Source organism: Mycolicibacter sp. MU0083 (assembly GCF_963378075.1).
Classification (GTDB): Bacteria; Actinomycetota; Actinomycetes; order Mycobacteriales; family Mycobacteriaceae; genus Mycobacterium; species Mycobacterium kokjensenii.
In genome coordinates this window covers 1,264,812-1,281,651 of sequence record NZ_OY726394.1, presented here as the reverse complement: position 1 = coordinate 1,281,651, position 16,840 = coordinate 1,264,812, and the positions used below count along the sequence as shown (strand labels likewise).

The 16,840-nt window shown below is 68.4% G+C and carries 20 protein-coding genes and 1 tRNA gene; 6 read left to right on the top strand and 15 right to left on the bottom strand.

From position 1 onward, the window contains the following. Positions 1 to 328: 328 nt before the first annotated feature. A complete protein-coding gene (locus RCP38_RS06065; protein ID WP_308476234.1) occupies positions 329 to 1,051 on the bottom strand; it encodes a DUF1906 domain-containing protein in 723 nt (240 codons plus the stop codon). Positions 1,052 to 1,140: 89 nt separating this feature from the next. On the opposite strand from RCP38_RS06065, the gene RCP38_RS06060 reads away from it, so the two are divergent. Next, positions 1,141 to 2,391: an MFS transporter gene (locus RCP38_RS06060; RefSeq protein ID WP_308476233.1), complete on the top strand. Its 1,251-nt coding sequence runs from the start codon at positions 1,141 to 1,143 to the stop codon at positions 2,389 to 2,391. Here RCP38_RS06060 and RCP38_RS06055 read toward each other — a convergent pair. Continuing rightward, on the bottom strand, positions 2,388 to 2,768 hold the full coding sequence (locus tag RCP38_RS06055; RefSeq protein ID WP_308476232.1) for a DUF732 domain-containing protein: 381 nt from the start codon (positions 2,766 to 2,768) through the stop codon (positions 2,388 to 2,390). The two genes, RCP38_RS06060 and RCP38_RS06055, sit on opposite strands and share 4 nt — an antisense overlap. 88 nt (positions 2,769 to 2,856) lie before the next feature. Then, a tRNA-Leu gene (locus tag RCP38_RS06050) sits at positions 2,857 to 2,939 on the bottom strand. Positions 2,940 to 3,034: 95 nt separating this feature from the next. On the opposite strand from RCP38_RS06050, the gene RCP38_RS06045 reads away from it, so the two are divergent. Both RCP38_RS06045 and RCP38_RS06040 read left to right on the top strand, forming a co-directional pair. Continuing rightward, entirely contained in the window at positions 3,035 to 3,409 is a 375-nt protein-coding gene (locus RCP38_RS06045) for a hypothetical protein (protein WP_308476231.1), read from the top strand. After that, positions 3,406 to 3,759, top strand: coding sequence for a DUF3817 domain-containing protein (locus RCP38_RS06040; RefSeq protein ID WP_308476230.1), 354 nt, complete (start codon positions 3,406 to 3,408; stop codon positions 3,757 to 3,759). Before RCP38_RS06045 ends, RCP38_RS06040 begins: the two co-directional genes overlap by 4 nt. A 13-nt stretch (positions 3,760 to 3,772) precedes the next feature. Here RCP38_RS06040 and RCP38_RS06035 read toward each other — a convergent pair whose 3' ends face one another. The 9 genes from RCP38_RS06035 to clpS form a co-directional block, all read right to left on the bottom strand. Then, positions 3,773 to 5,035, bottom strand: a complete 1,263-nt coding sequence (locus tag RCP38_RS06035; RefSeq protein WP_308476229.1) for a protein kinase domain-containing protein — start codon at positions 5,033 to 5,035, stop codon at positions 3,773 to 3,775. Positions 5,036 to 5,038: 3 nt separating this feature from the next. Beyond that, entirely contained in the window at positions 5,039 to 5,656 is a 618-nt protein-coding gene (gene rdgB / locus RCP38_RS06030) for an RdgB/HAM1 family non-canonical purine NTP pyrophosphatase (RefSeq protein WP_308476228.1), read from the bottom strand. A 3-nt stretch (positions 5,657 to 5,659) separates the two neighbouring features. Beyond that, positions 5,660 to 6,439 carry a ribonuclease PH gene (rph, locus tag RCP38_RS06025; RefSeq protein ID WP_308476227.1) on the bottom strand — a complete coding sequence of 260 codons (780 nt, stop codon included), beginning with the start codon at positions 6,437 to 6,439 and terminating at the stop codon, positions 5,660 to 5,662. Positions 6,440 to 6,477: 38 nt separating this feature from the next. After that, positions 6,478 to 7,254, bottom strand: a complete 777-nt coding sequence (locus tag RCP38_RS06020; protein WP_308476226.1) for a cyclic nucleotide-degrading phosphodiesterase — start codon at positions 7,252 to 7,254, stop codon at positions 6,478 to 6,480. A gap of 80 nt (positions 7,255 to 7,334) precedes the next feature. Next, positions 7,335 to 8,153, bottom strand: a complete 819-nt coding sequence (murI, locus tag RCP38_RS06015; protein ID WP_308476225.1) for a glutamate racemase — start codon at positions 8,151 to 8,153, stop codon at positions 7,335 to 7,337. Further along, entirely contained in the window at positions 8,150 to 8,809 is a 660-nt protein-coding gene (locus RCP38_RS06010) for a rhomboid family intramembrane serine protease (RefSeq protein WP_308476224.1), read from the bottom strand. Before RCP38_RS06010 ends, murI begins: the two co-directional genes overlap by 4 nt. Before the next feature lies 1 nt (position 8,810). After that, entirely contained in the window at positions 8,811 to 9,890 is a 1,080-nt protein-coding gene (locus RCP38_RS06005) for a P1 family peptidase (protein WP_308476223.1), read from the bottom strand. Further along, a complete protein-coding gene (gene aosR / locus RCP38_RS06000) occupies positions 9,887 to 10,501 on the bottom strand; it encodes an oxidative stress transcriptional regulator AosR (protein ID WP_308476222.1) in 615 nt (204 codons plus the stop codon). The genes RCP38_RS06005 and aosR overlap by 4 nt, the downstream gene beginning before the upstream one ends. A gap of 30 nt (positions 10,502 to 10,531) precedes the next feature. Then, positions 10,532 to 10,846, bottom strand: a complete 315-nt coding sequence (gene clpS, locus RCP38_RS05995) for an ATP-dependent Clp protease adapter ClpS (RefSeq protein WP_308476221.1) — start codon at positions 10,844 to 10,846, stop codon at positions 10,532 to 10,534. 55 nt (positions 10,847 to 10,901) lie between these two features. On the opposite strand from clpS, the gene RCP38_RS05990 reads away from it, so the two are divergent. Beyond that, a complete protein-coding gene (locus RCP38_RS05990; protein ID WP_308476220.1) occupies positions 10,902 to 12,203 on the top strand; it encodes a nicotinate phosphoribosyltransferase in 1,302 nt (433 codons plus the stop codon). Positions 12,204 to 12,303: 100 nt separating this feature from the next. Here RCP38_RS05990 and RCP38_RS05985 read toward each other — a convergent pair whose 3' ends face one another. From RCP38_RS05985 to RCP38_RS05975, 3 genes are all read right to left on the bottom strand, one after another. Continuing rightward, the gene (locus RCP38_RS05985) at positions 12,304 to 12,570 is read right to left on the bottom strand and encodes a YdeI/OmpD-associated family protein (RefSeq protein ID WP_308476219.1); all 267 of its coding nucleotides are present in this window, start codon (positions 12,568 to 12,570) and stop codon (positions 12,304 to 12,306) included. Positions 12,571 to 12,744: 174 nt separating this feature from the next. Next, positions 12,745 to 12,978, bottom strand: a complete 234-nt coding sequence (locus RCP38_RS05980) for a hypothetical protein (protein WP_308476218.1) — start codon at positions 12,976 to 12,978, stop codon at positions 12,745 to 12,747. Between the two features lie 10 nt (positions 12,979 to 12,988). Beyond that, positions 12,989 to 13,264: a hypothetical protein gene (locus RCP38_RS05975; RefSeq protein ID WP_308476217.1), complete on the bottom strand. Its 276-nt coding sequence runs from the start codon at positions 13,262 to 13,264 to the stop codon at positions 12,989 to 12,991. Between the two features lie 53 nt (positions 13,265 to 13,317). On the opposite strand from RCP38_RS05975, the gene RCP38_RS05970 reads away from it, so the two are divergent. Both RCP38_RS05970 and RCP38_RS05965 read left to right on the top strand, forming a co-directional pair. After that, complete coding sequence (locus RCP38_RS05970; protein WP_308476216.1) at positions 13,318 to 15,300, top strand: ATP-dependent DNA helicase; 1,983 nt, start codon at positions 13,318 to 13,320, stop codon at positions 15,298 to 15,300. Positions 15,301 to 15,428: 128 nt separating this feature from the next. Continuing rightward, on the top strand, positions 15,429 to 16,826 hold the full coding sequence (locus RCP38_RS05965; protein WP_308476215.1) for a neutral zinc metallopeptidase: 1,398 nt from the start codon (positions 15,429 to 15,431) through the stop codon (positions 16,824 to 16,826). Positions 16,827 to 16,840: the final 14 nt, after the last annotated feature.

Genomic DNA, 16,840 nt, shown 5'->3' with positions numbered 1-16,840 from the left:
CACAGCCGTAAGAGTGTCATAAGAACCTGTGCCGTTTCCGCAGCAAATTGGTTACTGGTGAGTTCTACGCTCGGGTAACCCGACCCCGGATATGACGGGCCCCGACAGCGGCCGTAAACATCGATGACCAAACGTCCTGCATGCATGGGGTTACGGTCGAGTAGCTATAACCGCGCAGATCAAGGCTCTATTGTTATCTAATCGTTATCTTTGAACCGGCCCGGCCAACCGCCGTCGGCAGCGTCCGACACCGCGAACCCGAAAGCGCAGGGCAATCGGTGCCGTCCGCGGCACCGGTTTGCTGGTCCGGCGGCTGTCGACGGTTTGGTCACCCCCACCGGCCGAACTGCGGCTGAAGGATCTCGTTAACGTCCACACCGATGCCCCCGACGGTGCGGCGGTCGATCTCCACTTGATGGAGGTTGGCCGCCGGGTGGGCGGTTCCGCCGGGCGAACCGAAGTTGTGCTGCCAGAAATAGGCGCCGAGGCCGTCCTGCAGCGCCCACTCGATGGTCGGGGAGTTGGCGTAGACACCGGTGCGCTCCGCCCCGATCACCGACTGCCAGCCCCGCAGATACGGCGCCACCTGCTGTTTGTACTGCTCGTAGGACGGATTGTCGTCGATCGAGGCGTAAATCGGGGCGTCGTCGGGGCCACCGGCAGCGGTGTGCAATTGCGCACCGCGGCGGCCGTGCTCCACCCCGGCCGCCTCACCACCCAGCCAGTCCGCGGTGGCCTGTTTGCCGAACTGGTAGCAGGACACCACCGCGAGCCCGCCTTCCAGAAGGTCACGGGCTTCAGCTGACCGCATCGGCTTGCCCAGCATCCACTCGGCGCCCGGCCGGCGATCCGAGACATAGCGGATGGCACCGGCGGCGCCGGCCGCGCGGATCTGGTCGGCGGTCAGCACCCCGGCGGAATAGTCCAGCAAGACTCCCAACGGTGCCGCACCGGCCACGTCGCCGAGCAGCGCCGACCGCGCGGCACCGATCCCCAGTGCAGCGGGTACCGTCGCCGCGAGCTTGAACACGTCACGCCGGGAAACCAACACGCGTCACAGACTAAGGCAGTTTTCGCAGCGTCTTGACTGTGCGACCATTGCGGGGCCCGGAAACAAAGAAGACAAGGTAGGCCTGAAGAGTGCGTCCCTGGATCGTGTGGGGCACCGGCCTGTTGTCCTACTTGGTGGCCGTCTTGGACCGGACCACCTTCGGCGTGTCGGGCCTCGACGCCGCCGAACGGTTCCATGCGGGCCCGAGCACCCTGTCGTCGTTCGTGATCGTGCAGTTGATCGTCTACGCCGCCATGCAGATCCCCGCCGGGGTCCTGCTGGACCGCTTCGGTCCGCGGGTGATGATCGCCAGCGGTGTCGCGGTGCTCTCCACCGCGCAGGTGACGCTGTCGTTGACCCATTCACTGGTCACCGCGATCAGCGCGTACGGCGTGGTCGGCCTCGGCGACTCGTTCATCTTCATCTCGGTCATCCGACTGCTGCCGAATTGGTTCGCCCCCCAGCGTGTTCCGCTACTGACTCAACTGACGGGGATCTGCGGCCAGTTCGGCCAGTTCCTATCGGCGGTGCCGTTCCTGGCGATTCTGCTGCACGGCGGCTGGACGGCCGCATACCTTTCCGCGGCCGGCCTCGGGGTTTTCGCGGCCATGCTGACATTCGCCGTCGCGCGCGACGCCCCGCCCGGAGCCCCGGTGCTGGTCCAGAAGCGCGCATTCCGTGCCGCCTTCGGGGAGATCAAGGCGGTGTGGTCACGACCGGGAACCAAGCTCGGTCTGTTCGCGCACATGGGTAACTCGTCCTCGCCCGGCGTTTTCGCGCTGATGTGGGGGGTGCCGTACCTGACCACCGCGCAGGAACTCCCGCGGGATCTGGCCGGAGCGGCGCTGACGCTGTCGGTGCTGCCGTTCATCGTGGTCGGACTGTTGGTCGGGACGATCTCGGCACGCCGACCCGAGCACCGACCGACCGTGGCGCTGACGATGATCGCGTTGATCACCGTGGTCTGGACCGTGCTGCTGGCACTGCCGCACCCCGCGCCGCACTGGTTGCTGGTGGTGCTGATCCTGGTGATCTCGGCGGGTCAACCGGTGTCGATGCTGGCGTTCGATTTCGCCCGGTCCTACAACCCACCGGCGGCGATGGGCACCGCACAGGGCATGGTCAATACCGGTGGATTCATCGCGAGCCTGTTGGTCATGCAGGCGATGGGACTGATCATCGCGCTGGCCGGCGGCTATTCGTTCTCCGCGTTCCGGCTGGCCTGGTGCGTGCAGTATCTGGTGTGGGCGATTTCGGCCGTGGGCATCGTGATCTACACCCGCAGGGCGCGGCACACCCCCGCCTTGGGCGAAACGCCGGTGCCGGTCGCGACCAACTAACCCTGCGACGTCGGGGAACGCCGATACGGGTCCGGTGACTGCGGACAATAGGCCAGCCGGGACGCGTTGATGATGACGTGCGCCTCATTGGGTGTCGCTTGCAGATCGGCGATTACCGACACCGGCACCAGTCGGGGCGCATCGGCAAGTGCGGCGCAGACCTCGTGCCCCTCCCGCACCAGCGCAGTGCCCAGCGGTTCGCATTTGTTGCTCACGCAAATCCGCTTGGCGTAGTCGGGCCGCAGCCCCTCATGCTGCAGTTCGTCGAAGAAAGCCTGGTCCTCGGCGTTGGGATCGGCCGACGCCGCCGGGATCGGGGCCGTCGGGCCGCACGCCAGCACCGCACCGAGGACGGTCACGGCCAGTTTTCTGTTCATGGGCGGCACCAATCCAGCAGGGACTCCGACCCTTCATTCTCGCACCGCGAAGACCTCTGCGACATGGGGTGATCCCGTAAAAAATCTGTGCGGGCGGAGGGACTCGAACCCACACGCTCTTTCGAGCACCGGCACCTAAAGCCGGCGCGTCTGCCATTTCGCCACGCCCGCAAACGCAGTCATCGTAGCCTCCGTCGCCCCTCATCTCACAACGCGAACCCCCTTCCGCACGGCCATCTCGGCAGGTCACGCGGTACCGTCAAGGGGTGTCCACTACACAGCGTCGGAGACCGGCTTTGATCGTGCTGGTCATCGTCGCCGCCTGCGCATGCCTGGCGCTGGGGTGGTGGCAATGGACCCGCTTCCAGGAGGTCAACGGCACCTTCCAGAATCTGGGCTATGCGCTGCAGTGGCCCTTGTTCGCTTGGTTCTGCGTGTACGCCTATCGCAAGTTCGTGCGCTATGAAGAAGTCCCCCCGGAGTTGCACCCGGCCGATACCGTGACCGAGATCCCGGCCGGACTGCTGCCGGAGCGGCCGGCGGCCGCAGCCACCCCGATCGATGACCCCGCCCTGCGGGAGTACAACGCCTACCTGGCCGAACTGACCGAACAGGATCGACAGAACAGGAATACCGCATGACCACTCCGGAGATGGAACGGCCGCCCGGCGCGGCCCCGGCCGAACGCGTCCGGTTGGCGCTGATGCGCTACCGGATGCTGGCCTGGGCGACCGGCATCTGGTTGATCGCGCTGTGCTACGAGATCGTGGTGCGCTACGTGGTCAAGGTGGACAACCCGCCGGTCTGGATCGGCGTGGTGCACGGCTGGGTGTACTTCGCCTACCTGCTGGCCACGTTCAACCTGGCGGTCAAGGCGCGCTGGGCGGTGGGCAAGACCGTGGGTGTGTTGCTGGCCGGAACGATTCCGCTGTTGGGCATCATCGTCGAGCATTTCCAGACCCGGAACGTCAAGGCCCAGTTCGGCCTCTGAAGCCACGCCCCCGTCATTCCGGCGGCCGGTTGACCCAGCGCTGCACCCCGCCGTGATTGGCGCAGGTGCCGCTGCGGCGGGCGCTGAACGATGAGCTGCCGTCACGGCAGAGCGCGGTGGCCCCCGGCTCCGGCACCGGGGGCGGCACGGTCGTGACCGGTGGCGCGACGGTCGTGACCGGCGGCGGCACGGCGGTGGTCGGCGGCGCGACGGCGGGCTGTGGTGGGGCCGCCGGTGACGACACGAACGGCACCGGTGCGGGCACCGTGGCCGACTCGGTCACCGTGACGGTCACCGGTTGTGAGGTGACGGTCGTCGGGGTCGGCGCCGGCTCCGCGGCTCCCCCACCCACCGCCGCCACGACGGCGACCACCCCGGTCACCGCGGCGGCACCGCCGACCAGCCAAGGCCACCGCCGGCGCGAGGTGGCGGCGGGTACGCCGGCAGCGACCGTCTCGCCGCGCAGCGCTTGGGCGAAATCGCGGCAACTGGCGAACCGTTGCGAAGGGTCTTTGGCCAGCCCCCTGGCCAACACCGGGTCCAGATGGGCCCATTCGGGCCGGTGCGCACTGACTCGCGGTGGGGCGGCGGTCAGGTGCCTGCTGATCACCGCCACCGGATTGTCGGCCGGGAACGGCGCGGCTCCGGTCAGCAGATGAAACGCCGTGGCCGCCAACGCGTACTGGTCGGCGCGGCCGTCGAGGTCCCCGCCCATCAGCTGTTCGGGCGCAGCGTAGGACAGCGTGCCGACGGTGAAATTGGTTGCCGTCAGTCCGGTGGCCTCCCCCAACGGGCGGGCGATCCCGAAATCGGTCAGCAGGATGCGTCGACCGGATTCGGCCAGCATGATGTTCGCGGGTTTGACATCTCGATGCAGCAGCCCTTGTCGGTGGGCATCGTCGAGGGCTTCGGCGATCGCCCCGATGATCGCCGTTGCCTCGTCGACGGGCATTCCCGCCGGGAAGCGGTCGGCCACCAGTTTCGCCGCGTCGGTGCCGTCGACGTAATCCATCGCGATCCACAGCCGCCCGTCGGACTCCCCGCGGTCATGGATGCCGACGACGTTCGGGTGAAACAGCGTCGCCGCCAAGTCGGCCTCGAGCCGGAATCGCTTCCGGAACTCGTCGTCAGCGGTCAGCCGGCCCGAAAGGACTTTGAGCGCATCATGGCGCGGCAGTCTCGGATGCCGTGCCAGGTACACCTCGCCCATCGCCCCGGCACCCAACAGGCGCTCGATCCGGTAACCGGCGAAAGTCGACCCGGCTTCCAGCGTCACGGGTCAACCCACTAGCTGCCGCAACGCAGGCAAGAGCAGTTCCAGTGCTCGGCCCCGGTGCGACGCGGCGTCCTTCTCTTGCGGGGTGAGCTGCGCGGCGGTGCGGTCGCCGCCCGCCGGGACGAACACCGGGTCGTAACCGAATCCTCCGTCGCCGCGGGGTTCGCGGGCGATGTCGCCGGCCCACTCACCGCGCACCACCACTTCGCACTGCGGTCCGGAACCCCACACCAACGCACACGCCGAGACGAACGCCGCACTGCGGCGGTCGTCGGGGACGTCGCAGAGTTGGGCCAGCAGCAATGCGGTGTTCGCCGCGTCGTCGCCGTGACTGCCGGACCACCGCGCCGACAGCACCCCCGGCATGCCGTTGAGGGCCGCAACGGTCAGACCGGAATCATCAGCGACACAAGGCAATCCGGTCGCAGAATAGCCGTCTCGCGCCTTCACCAAGGCGTTCTCCTCGAACGTCGCCCCGGTCTCCGGGGATTCCGGGTAGGAGGGCACGTCATCCAGCGAGACCGGCTGCAGTCCGAGCACCCCGGCGCGTTCCAGCACCCGGCTCAGTTCGGCCAGCTTCTTGCGGTTCCGGCTGGCCACCAACAGTTGTGTCGACGGCACGGCTCAGCTGCCGAATGCCTTCTTGGGCGCCGGCCCGTCCGGCAGCACTCCCGGATAGGGCAACGCCAGCGCTTCACGCTGCACCACGAACAGCTTCTCGCAGGCGGCCAGTGCCGCGTCGAGCATCTTGTCCAGGGTCGAGCGCGGGAAGGTGGCGCCCTCACCGGTGCCCTGGATCTCCACCAGGGTTCCGGTGTCGGTGGCCACGACGTTCATGTCGACCTCGGCACGTGAGTCTTCCTCGTAGGGCAGGTCGACGCGGACCCGGCCGTCGACCACGCCGACGCTGACCGCCGAGATCGCACACGACAACGGGCGCGGGTCGGACAACTTCCCGGCAGCCGACAGATAGGTGACCGCGTCGGCCAGTGCCACATAAGCGCCGGTGATCGCCGCGGTCCGGGTTCCGCCGTCGGCCTGCAGGACATCGCAGTCGATCGCGATGGTGTTCTCCCCCAGCGCCGCCAGGTCGATGCAGGCGCGTAGCGAGCGCCCCACCAGCCGGCTGATCTCCTGGGTGCGTCCACCCACCCGGCCCTTGACCGATTCGCGGTCCGAGCGGGTGTGGGTGGCGGCGGGCAGCATGGCGTATTCGGCGGTCAGCCAACCGCGACCGGAACCCTTCCGCCAGCGCGGGACACCTTCGGTGACGCTGGCGGTGCACATGACCCGGGTATTGCCGAATTCGACCAGCACCGACCCGGCCGGGTTAGCGGTGAAGCCACGGGTGATAACGACCGGGCGCAGCTCGTCGTCGAGGCGACCGTCTTCTCGTTTGGACACGCGGTCAACCCTAGCGGCGGGGGCCGACACACGCTGTATCAGGACCGCTTGATGTCGAACTGCTCGTCGCACACCACGGCGTGCACCGGCCCGTCGAACTCGGCCTTGGCTTCGCCGATCACGTCCTCGCGGGAGGTCCACGGCGGGATATGGGTCAGCAGCAGCTGGCCGACGCCGGCCGCCGCGGCGATACGCCCGGCATCGGTCCCCGACAGGTGTAGGTTGGGCGGCCGGTTGGCCGCGTGGGTCCACGACGCCTCACACAGGAAGACATCGGCACCGCGGGCCAACTCGATCACCGCGTCGCAGTAACCGGTGTCGGCGCTGTAGACCAGGGTCGCACCGGACGGATCGGTGATCCGCATCCCATACGACTCGGTCGGATGTGAGACCAGCCCCGGCTGGACGCGAAGCTCCCCGAAGGCGACCTCGGAACCGTCGACCCAGGTACGAACATCGAAGATGTCGGTGATGTCGTCGATCTCTCCGCCGTACGGCGACGAGGCGGCGCCCATCCGCGACCAGGTATCGGCCGGCCCGTAGAGCAGTCCCCTGTCGAACGGTTTGGTCTCCACCGACGGGTGGTAGCGGCGCCAGACGAACAGGCCCGGCAGATCCAGGCAGTGGTCGGCATGCAGGTGCGACAGCAACACATGCACCGACCCCGGGTCCACATGCCGCTGCAGGGCACCCAATACCCCGCCGCCGAAGTCGATAACCAGCGGCGGTGAGTCCGGTGCCTGCAACAGGTATCCCGATGCCGGCGAATCCGGACCTACCACACTGCCGGAGCAGCCGAGCACGGTCAGTCGCACGTTGACTACTGTGCCATGTTCGCCGGAGCCATGACGAAGACACCGGCGGTTTGCTCATGATTCGTCATCGAAATCACCGGCTATCGCCGCGAGGCGTGTCGATGCACCGCCCCGGCACCGGTGATGGTCGGCCCCAGAAAACGGGTAGCCAAGTCGGCGAAAGCCTCCGGGTCGCCGGTGGCCTCGAACACGCGCAGCGGTGCGGGCGCGTCGGGGCGTTCGGGATGCGCACGCAGCAGCTCACGCTCGGTGAGGACCCGCAGCAAATCTTTGGCGGTCTCTTCGGCGCTGGACACCAACGTCACCTGCTCACCCATCGCGAGCTGGATCAATCCCGACAACAGCGGGTAGTGGGTGCAACCGAGCACCAGCGTGTCCACGCCGGCGCGCTGCAGTGGCTCCAGGTAGCCCTCGGCCAGACCGAGTACCTGTCGGCCGCTGGTGATGCCGCGCTCGACGAAGTCGACGAACCGCGGGCAGGCCACCGCGGTGATCTCGGTGTCGCGGGCGGCGGCGAACGCGTCTTGATAGGCGTGGCTGTCGATGGTCGCCTGCGTGCCGATCACACCGATACGGCCGTTGCGAGTGGTTGCCACCGCCCGGCGCACCGCCGGCAGGATCACCTCGACGACCGGGACGTCATAACGCTCCCGGGCGTCGCGCAGGCACGCCGCCGACGCGGTGTTGCAGGCGATCACCAACGCCTTGACCCCCCGCTCGACCAGGTCGTCGGCGATGGCCAGGGCGTGCGCTCGGACCTCGGGAATGCTCAGCGGACCGTAGGGGCCGTTTCCGGTGTCGCCGACGTAGATGATGTCCTCATCGGGCAACTGGTCGATGATCGAGCGGGCCACGGTCAGCCCGCCGACCCCGGAGTCGAAGATTCCGATCGGGCTCACGCCGGCAACTCCCGACGACGGTTGCGCTGCCGGCGTTCGGTACCCGCCAGCCAGTAGGCGGCCAGCACCCCGGCGAGTGCCCCGCACAGGTGGCCCTGCCAGGACACCCCGCCGCACACGCCCAGCACCGGCACCGCTCCCCACAGGATCCCGCCGTAACAGAGCAGCACCACCGCACCGATCAGGATCTGCCAGAGGCTGCGGGTGAACCAGCCGAACACCACCAGGAAAGCCAACCAACCGAAGATCAGGCCGGATGCGCCGATGTGGTCGGTCGGCCCGCACGACGATCCGACGTTGCCGATCAGCCACGTGCCCAGGCCACCGACGACCCACACGATCGCGGTGGCCAGCAGGAACCGCACCTGCCCGGTCAGGGCCAGCAGGAAACCCAGCACCAGGGCGGGGCCGGTGTTGGCCAGCAGGTGCGCCCAGTTCGCATGCAGCAGTGGCGCGAACACCACACCCCACAGACCGTCGGCTTCCAAGGGCCGGATGCCGTGGCGATCCAGCCGGTGTCCACTGACCTGGTCCACGGCTTCCACGAGGTAGAGCACCGCGACGAAGGCGACGACGGTGGCACCCCCGGTACGCCAGGCCGGCTTCTTCCCGGAGCCCGGGGCGGAGGTGGTCTCCCCCGGCGGTATGGCATTCACCTCACGCGCCTCCGGCGCCGTCGGTCGGCCGGTTCGCGAACACCCCGGGCAGGGTTCCCGGGTAGGTCGGGATTCCGGCTATCGAATCGGCCTCCAGCAGGCCCGACAGCACCGCCCGCGCCAGGCAGTCCGCTGCGGCGGCCCCGACCGCCGTGATCAGGCCGGTCTCCGGCGACATCGCGTCCGGGGTTCCCGGCACCGTCGGCACGTCGACGGTCCCGGTCGACAATGCGAACACGGTGTCCCCGTCGACCGGGGTGTGCGAGGGCCGGATGGTCCGGGCCAGCCCGTCCTGCGCCGCGATCGCCATCCGTCGGCAACCGGCCGGGCTGAGCACGGCATCGGTGGCCACCACGGCGATGGTCGTATTGAGCGCCAACGATTTGGGTTCCAGCCCGGCGAGCACCGACAGCTGCTCCGACGGCGGCGCCGTCAGGCCGAATTCCTCGATGAGCAGGGTCGACCAGGGCAGCCCGGTGGTGTGGTCGATCACGTCACCGGTCGGATTGACCACCACGATCGCACCGACGGTGACCGTCTGCTCCCCCACCTCCACAGTGGTCGAAGCGGTACCCACCCCGCCCTTGAAGACGCCGGCACGCGCCCCGGTTCCGGCGCCGACGCTGCCCGACGCCGGCCGTATGCCGTCGGGCCCGGCGGCGGCTACCGCGGCCGCATAGCCGAAGTCCGCGGTGGGCCGCCGATCCCAGCCTCCGACCGGCAGGTCGAAGATGACAGCGGCCGGAACGATCGGCACCACCCCACCGTCCAGCGCGACACCGCGGCCCTGCTGCTCCAACCAGGTCATGACGCCGTCGGCGGCCGCCAGACCGTAGGCACTGCCACCGGCCAGCACCACCGCGTCCACCCAGCGCACACTGTTGGCCGGATCCAGCAGATCGGTCTCCCTGGTGCCCGGTGCTCCGCCGCGACCGTCGACGGCGCCGACCGTCCCCGGCGGCGCCAACACCACGGTGACCCCGCTGGCCCAGCCGGACCCGAGCGTCGCATCCGGATCTATCCGCTGATGATGCCCCACCCGGATACCGGCGACATCGGTGATCGAACCCAACGATGTCATCGGCGGGACCGTCCCATCAGAGCGACCACCAGGTATTCCTGCAGCACCGTGAGCCACTGGTACACGTTGAGTTGACCGGCCATCGGGTCGCCCGCCGACAGCTGTTCGGGGCCGTCGGGACCGATCTGGAGCATGGTGCCCAGCGCGAGCCGGATGTCGTTGACCGCGGCGATCCAGGCGTTGGCCTGTTCCTCGGTGAGCTCGAAGCGGCCGCCCGATTCGGGAACGGTCGCCAGCAACTGTTGTGCCGCTTCGCGTTTGGCATCGATGATGGCCGGCTCGTGCAGACTGCGCAGCGCGGAGTTCAGGCCGTCGGCGTCGACCGGAGCGTGCGTGTCGGGGCTGTCGGGGACGCCCGGACCGTCGGGGCCGTCGGGCCGGTAGAAATCCGGCAGCAGTCGCCGCGTGGTGGCGTCTTGGGGCGGTCGGGAGTTTCCGGCCCGCATCCCGGTGATCTGTTCGAGTTCATCGGGCGGCGAAGAGAATTCCCGGGCATCGAGCATGCCGACTATCGAGCCGACCAGGTTCCGGAGCAGCGCGGCCTCATGCAGTGCCAACGCGGACCGGAAGCGGGGGCCGCCATCGGTTTCGACCCGCTTCCACTTTTGCACGGTGAAGTCCCGGTTCCCTTCGGTTGAGTCTCAGCGGTCCTGCTGCATGGTCGCCCACAACCCGGCGGCATGCAGTTTGGAGACGTCGACCTCCATCGACTCGCGACTGCCCGCCGACACCACGGCTTTGCCCTCGTGGTGGACCTGCAGCATCAGCTTGGTCGCATGCTGCTCGCTGTAACCGAACAGCTTCTGGAAGATGTAGGTCACGTACGTCATCAGGTTGATCGGATCGTCCCAGACGATCGTGACCCACGGGGACGTCGCGTCCTCGACCGAGTCGGCGTGCCGCTCTCCGGTGCCCTGCGGTTTCACCGGAGAGGACGTCGGTGCTGACGTGGCCATACCGCTCAGGATACCGAGCGTGGGTGGGGTCGAGTCCAGTCGATACGGTTGGCGGGTGGACCCCTCGGCCCGGTGCGGCGGGCTGCTCACCGACAAGTATGAGCTGACCATGCTCGCCGCGGCCCTGCGCGACGGCACCGCCGATCGGCGGACCGGTTTCGAGATGTTCGCCCGCCGACTGCCCGAAGCGCGCCGTTACGGGGTGGTCGCCGGTACCGATCGGCTCTTGGCGGCACTGCCCGATTTCGCATTCGACGACGCGGCGGTACGTCTGGTCGAGGAATTCCTGGATCCGGCGACGGTGGATTTCCTCCGGGATTTCCGGTTCCGCGGCGATATCGACGGCTACGCCGAGGGTGAACTGTTCTTCGCGGAGTCGCCGGTGCTCAGTGTTCGCGGAACCTTCGCCGAGTGCGTCGTACTGGAGACATTGATCCTGTCGATCTTCAACTACGACACGGCGATCGCATCGGCGGCGGCACGCATGGTCGGCGCGGCCGACGGCCGGCCGTTGATCGAGATGGGGTCCCGGCGTACCCATGAGCAGGCCGCGGTGGCCGCGGCCCGCGCGGCCTTCCTGGCCGGATTCGCCGGGACCTCCAATCTGGAGGCGCATCGCCGCTTCGGCGTGCCGGTGCTGGGCACCAGCGCGCACGCGTTCACGTTGTTGCATACCGGCGCCGACGGCGAGTCCGCCGCATTCCGCGCCCAGGTCGCCGCTCAGGGCGTCGACACCACGTTGCTGGTGGACACCTACGACGTGACGACCGGGGTGGCCAATGCCGTCGCCGCGGCCGGGCCCGAACTGGGTGCGGTCCGCATCGACTCCGGCGAACTGGCGGTGCTCGCCCAGCAGGTCCGCGACCAGTTGGACCGGCTGGGGGCCACCGGAACCAAGATCGTGGTCTCCGGCGATCTCGACGAGTACGCCATCGCGGCGCTACGAGCCGCGCCGGTGGACAGCTACGGGGTCGGCACCGCGCTGGTGACCGGTTCGGGCGTGCCGACGGCCGGGTTCGTCTACAAACTGGTCGAGGTGGACGGCCACCCGGTGCACAAACGCAGCACCGGCAAGCAGTCCCGAGGCGGGGGCAAACAGGCACTGCGACTTGCCCGGGCCAGCGGCACCGTCACCGAGGAGGTCGTCTACCCGGCCGGTCGGCCGCCGGTACTGGACGGGCCGGCGCGCACGTTGACGATTCCGCTGGTGCGCGGCGGCGAGGTGGTCGCCGCCACCGGAACTCCGGCGCTGGCCGCCGCGCGTGAGCGGGTGGCGGCCGGGCTGCACAGCCTGCCGTGGGAGGGGCTCAAGCTCGCGCACGGCGAGCCGGCGATCCCGACGCGACTGGCGCTCTAGCACCCCCGTTGCCCTCACAACCCCCGTTGATTCTGCGTCCAGGGCGACGACACGCCGAGGAACGCCGCCCTGGATGCAGAGTCAACGCCGGCTGAGCGGGCTATCGGCCGTTGCGCTCACGATGTTTACACCCGGGCCAGCAGCAGGGGCGCCGCATGCCTTCCTCGAGTTCCTCACGGGTGCGTCGGATGCGGCGCTCCCGGGTGGCCTGCTGTTTGGCGTCCTCGACCCAGCAGATGAACTCGTTGCGCGCCAGCGGGGTGATGTCCTGCCAGGCGGCCGACGCGGTGGGGCTGCTCAGCAGCCCGTCGCGCAGGTCCGCGGGCAGCTCGTGCACCGCTCCGCCCGGCAACCGCTGGTCGCTCATGGGCTCAGGGTAGTGGTGCTTCGCGCAAAAAACGGGTCGAACCGCGAGAGTCGGAGTCACTACCGTCCGCGATATGGATATCGATGCGATGGCGGGTCAACGAGATTTTGCGTTTCGGCGATTACGGCCTGGTGATCGAGGGGCACGGTACGTATCTGGTTTCCGAAACCGTCGCTAGAGATTCGGCCACAACGCCGAGATGAACCGTCGCCAGCGACTGGGTAGGACAAAAGGAACGTAGGGATTACCCGGCAAATCCGTTTCAGCAAGCTCCTGCACGAACGGTTCCACCGGACGCCCGGTTTTCTTACTGGCGGTGACCGCTGCGCGGGCAGCGGCTACCCGAACCGCAAGGCTCCGAACCGGCCTGGGTTTTGACTCGGCGGCCTGCTGCTCGTCGCTCAACATGTCTACCCTCCTAAGGACTGACATCGGTGACGGTGTAATCCACGATCACCTGCACGACGTCCGAGTCATCCCTGGTGGCAAGTGTAGATCGCAACAGCGAATCGAGCATTTCCCAACCGAGCCCAGCCTCGCCGTCATCGGCGCTGAAGGTACGCTCAAAAGCCCATGCACTACGCCGCCACCACTCGCTGCGCCGGTCGGCACCGTTCTTCTGCTGCCAGGTGACGATGACACCGATTGCGGCTATGCCGCCCACGATCAACGTCGCCCACGCTTGTGCCGGCATACCGGCCAATCTGCCCCGGAGCACTCGCTGCCGCACTTCACCCTGCGCACAACATGACTGAACCCTCGATCCCGGAGCTACTCGCCGCCGCGGTGACCGCACTCGGCGGCAGTGAACGCAAAGGCCAGGTTCAGATGGCCGAGGCGGTGGCGCAGTCCTTCGAGTCCGGTGTGCACCTGGCGGTGCAGGCCGGCACCGGTACGGGGAAGTCGTTGGCCTACCTGGTTCCGGCGATCGCACGTGCGCTGACCGACGAAAGCCCTGTGGTGGTCTCGACCGCGACCATCGCACTGCAGCGCCAATTGGTGGACCGTGACCTGCCGCGTCTGGCCGGCGCACTCGAGAAGGTGCTGCCCCGCCGCCCCACCTTCGCCCTGCTCAAAGGCCGGCGGAATTATTTGTGCCTGAACAAGATCCACGCGGGTATCGCCGAAGAGTCCGACGCGGAGCCGCAGGCGGAGCTGTTCGATCCGTTCGCGGCCAGCGCGCTGGGGCGAGACGTGCAGCGACTCACCGCCTGGGCCGAGGACACCGACTCCGGAGACCGCGATGACCTCAAACCCGGTGTACCGGAACGCTCCTGGTCTCAAGTGAGCGTCTCGGCGCGGGAATGTGTGGGTGCGGTCCGTTGCCAATTCGGCACGGAATGCTTCGCCGAGCGGGCCCGTGCCGTCGCGGCCGAGGCCGACGTCGTCGTCACCAATCACGCACTACTGGCCATCGATGCGATCTCCGAAACCAACGTGCTGCCCGAGCACCACCTGCTGGTGGTCGACGAGGCACACGAGCTGGTGGACCGGGTGACCTCGGTGGCCACCGCCGAGCTCAGCGCGACCATGCTCAGCGTCGCGGTCCGCCGCGTCGCCCGGTTGATCGCCCCGGAGTTGGTCCAGCGACTCGACGCCGCGGCGCTGACCTTCGGCTCGGCGATTCACGACGGCACTCCCGGCCGGATGGATCATCTCGACGAGGAGCTCGCGACCTACCTTGCCGCGCTGCGCGACGCCGCCGGTGCCGCTCGCTCGGCGATCGATACCGCTCCCGCCGACCCCAAAGTCGCAGCCGCCCGCAAGGAGTCCGCCGCCGCACTGACCGAGATCGCCGACACCGCGGCCCGGATGCTGACCTCGTTCGAACCGGCCATCCCCGATCGCTTCGAGGTGGTGTGGCTCAACCACGAGGACAACCGCGGATCGGTGCGGGCGGTGCTGCGGGTGGCACCGTTGTCTGTGGCCGGCCTGCTGCGCGAGCGGTTGTTCGCCCGGGCGACCACGGTGCTGACGTCGGCGACGTTGACCATCGGTGGGTCCTTCGACGCGATGGCCGGCAACTGGGGGCTGCGGCGCGGTGAGGACGCCCAGGCCGCACGCTGGCGGGGACTGGACGTGGGCTCGCCGTTCGACCACGCCAAGGCCGGGATTCTCTACGTCGCCGCGCATCTGCCCCCGCCGGGCCGCGACGGCACCGACACCGCCGAACAACTCGACGAGATCGCCGGCCTGATCACGGCGGCGGGTGGCCGGACGTTGGGATTGTTCTCGTCCATGCGAGCCGCGCGAGCGGCGGCCGAGGTGATGCGCGAGCGACTGGACACCCCGGTGCTGTGCCAGGGCGACGACACCACCGGTGCCCTCGTCGAGCAGTTCGCCGACGACGCCGAGACATCGCTGTTCGGCACGCTGTCGCTGTGGCAGGGCGTGGACGTACCGGGGCCGTCGCTGTCACTGGTGCTGATCGACCGGATCCCGTTCCCGCGGCCCGACGATCCCCTGTTGACCGCGCGGCAACGCGCGATCAGCGCGCACGGGGGCAACGGGTTCATGGCGGTGGCCGCCAACCATGCGGCTCTGCTGTTGGCCCAGGGAGCGGGCCGCTTGCTCCGCGGGACCGACGACCGGGGTGTGGTCGCGGTGCTCGACTCGCGGATGGCCACCGCCCGCTACGCCGGATATCTCCGGGCATCGTTACCGCCGTTCTGGGGCACCACCGACGCCGGAAAGGTGCGCCTGGCTCTGCAACGGCTGCGAGGCGACTGAGCGCACTATCCTGGTACCTCATGCCCCCTGGCCGCCAACGGCACCGTGTTGATGCGGTGGCCCCAGCTTCGCCTCTCCTTCGTCGAGGCTCGCTGAACCACCGCTATCTGATCACCGCCTGTGTACTGATGTTGTTGCTGAGCGGATGCGCTCGACTGCTCGACGGCACACCGGTGTCGATCTTCGCCGACCCGTTCCGGGTGGGTGGCCTGCGGGCCGTCGACGGTCCCACCGGGTTGCGCCCGGACGCCTCGCCACCCAGCCGCGAGGTCAAGGGCACCGACGGCGGTCGGATCGATCAGCTCGCCGCCCAGTCGGTCAGTGACCTTGAGGCGTTCTGGACCACCACCTACCCCAATACCTTCGACGGCGACTTCAGACCGGCCAAGGCGCTGGTCTCCTGGGACCCCCGGCAGCCCCGCGGAAAATTCTGCGCCAGCAGGACTTTCCTGCTGGTCAACGCCGCCTACTGCTATCTGGACAACACCATCGGCTGGGATCGCCGACTGTTGCTGCCCGCGCTGCGCAACGCCTACGGGGACATCGCGGTCACCATGGTGCTGGCCCATGAGTACGGTCACGCGATCGCCCGGACGGCGGGCATCACCAAGCGGCGCCAGACCCCGACCCTGGTGGCCGAACAACAAGCCGACTGCCTGGCCGGTGTCTACCTGCGTTGGGTGGCGCACGGGGATTCCCCGCGGTTCACGCTGAGCACCGGCGACGGGCTCAACGGTGTGCTGGCCGCGATGCTGGCGCTGCGTGACCCGTTGCTGAATCCGGGCGAGACGGTCGGCGGCAACGAGCACGGTTCGGCCTTCGAGCGATTGTCGGCCTTCCAGTTCGGTTTCACCGACGGTGCCGGGTCATGCCGTGGCATCGACGCCGAGGAGATCGAACAACGGCGCGGTGAACTGCCGGTGCAACTGCAGCAGAACGAGACCGGTGAGGTGCCCGTCAGCGAAGCGTCGGTACAGATGATCGTCGACGCGATGACGACCACGTTCGCCCCGGCCGAACCGCCGAAACTCAGCTTCGACGCCGATGCCGCACCGTCGTGTCCCGACGCGCGTCCCAGCCCGCCCGCCTCATACTGCCCGGCTACCAACACGATCGTGGTGGACCTGCCGGCCCTGCAGACGATGGGCACCCCCAACGAGGACCAGAAGTTGGCGACGCTCTCCGGCGACAACACCGCCTACTCGGCACTGATCTCGCGGTACCTGCAGCGGGTGCAGATCGAACACGGCGGCCTGGTCCTCGACAATGCCGCGGCCGCACTGCGTACCGCCTGCCTGACCGGGGTCGCCACCACCAGGCTGTCGCAGGGTGTCGAGACCACCAACGGCGGCAAGATCACCTTGACCGCCGGCGATCTGGACGAAGCGGTGTCCGGGTTGCTGACCAACGGGCTGGCCGCCGGGGACGTCAACGGCGAGTCGGTCCCGGCCGGCTTCTCCCGGATCGATGCGTACCGCACCGGGGTCCTCGGCGATTTCGATCGCTGCCTGCAGCGCTTCCCCTGACCGCCACTTTCCGC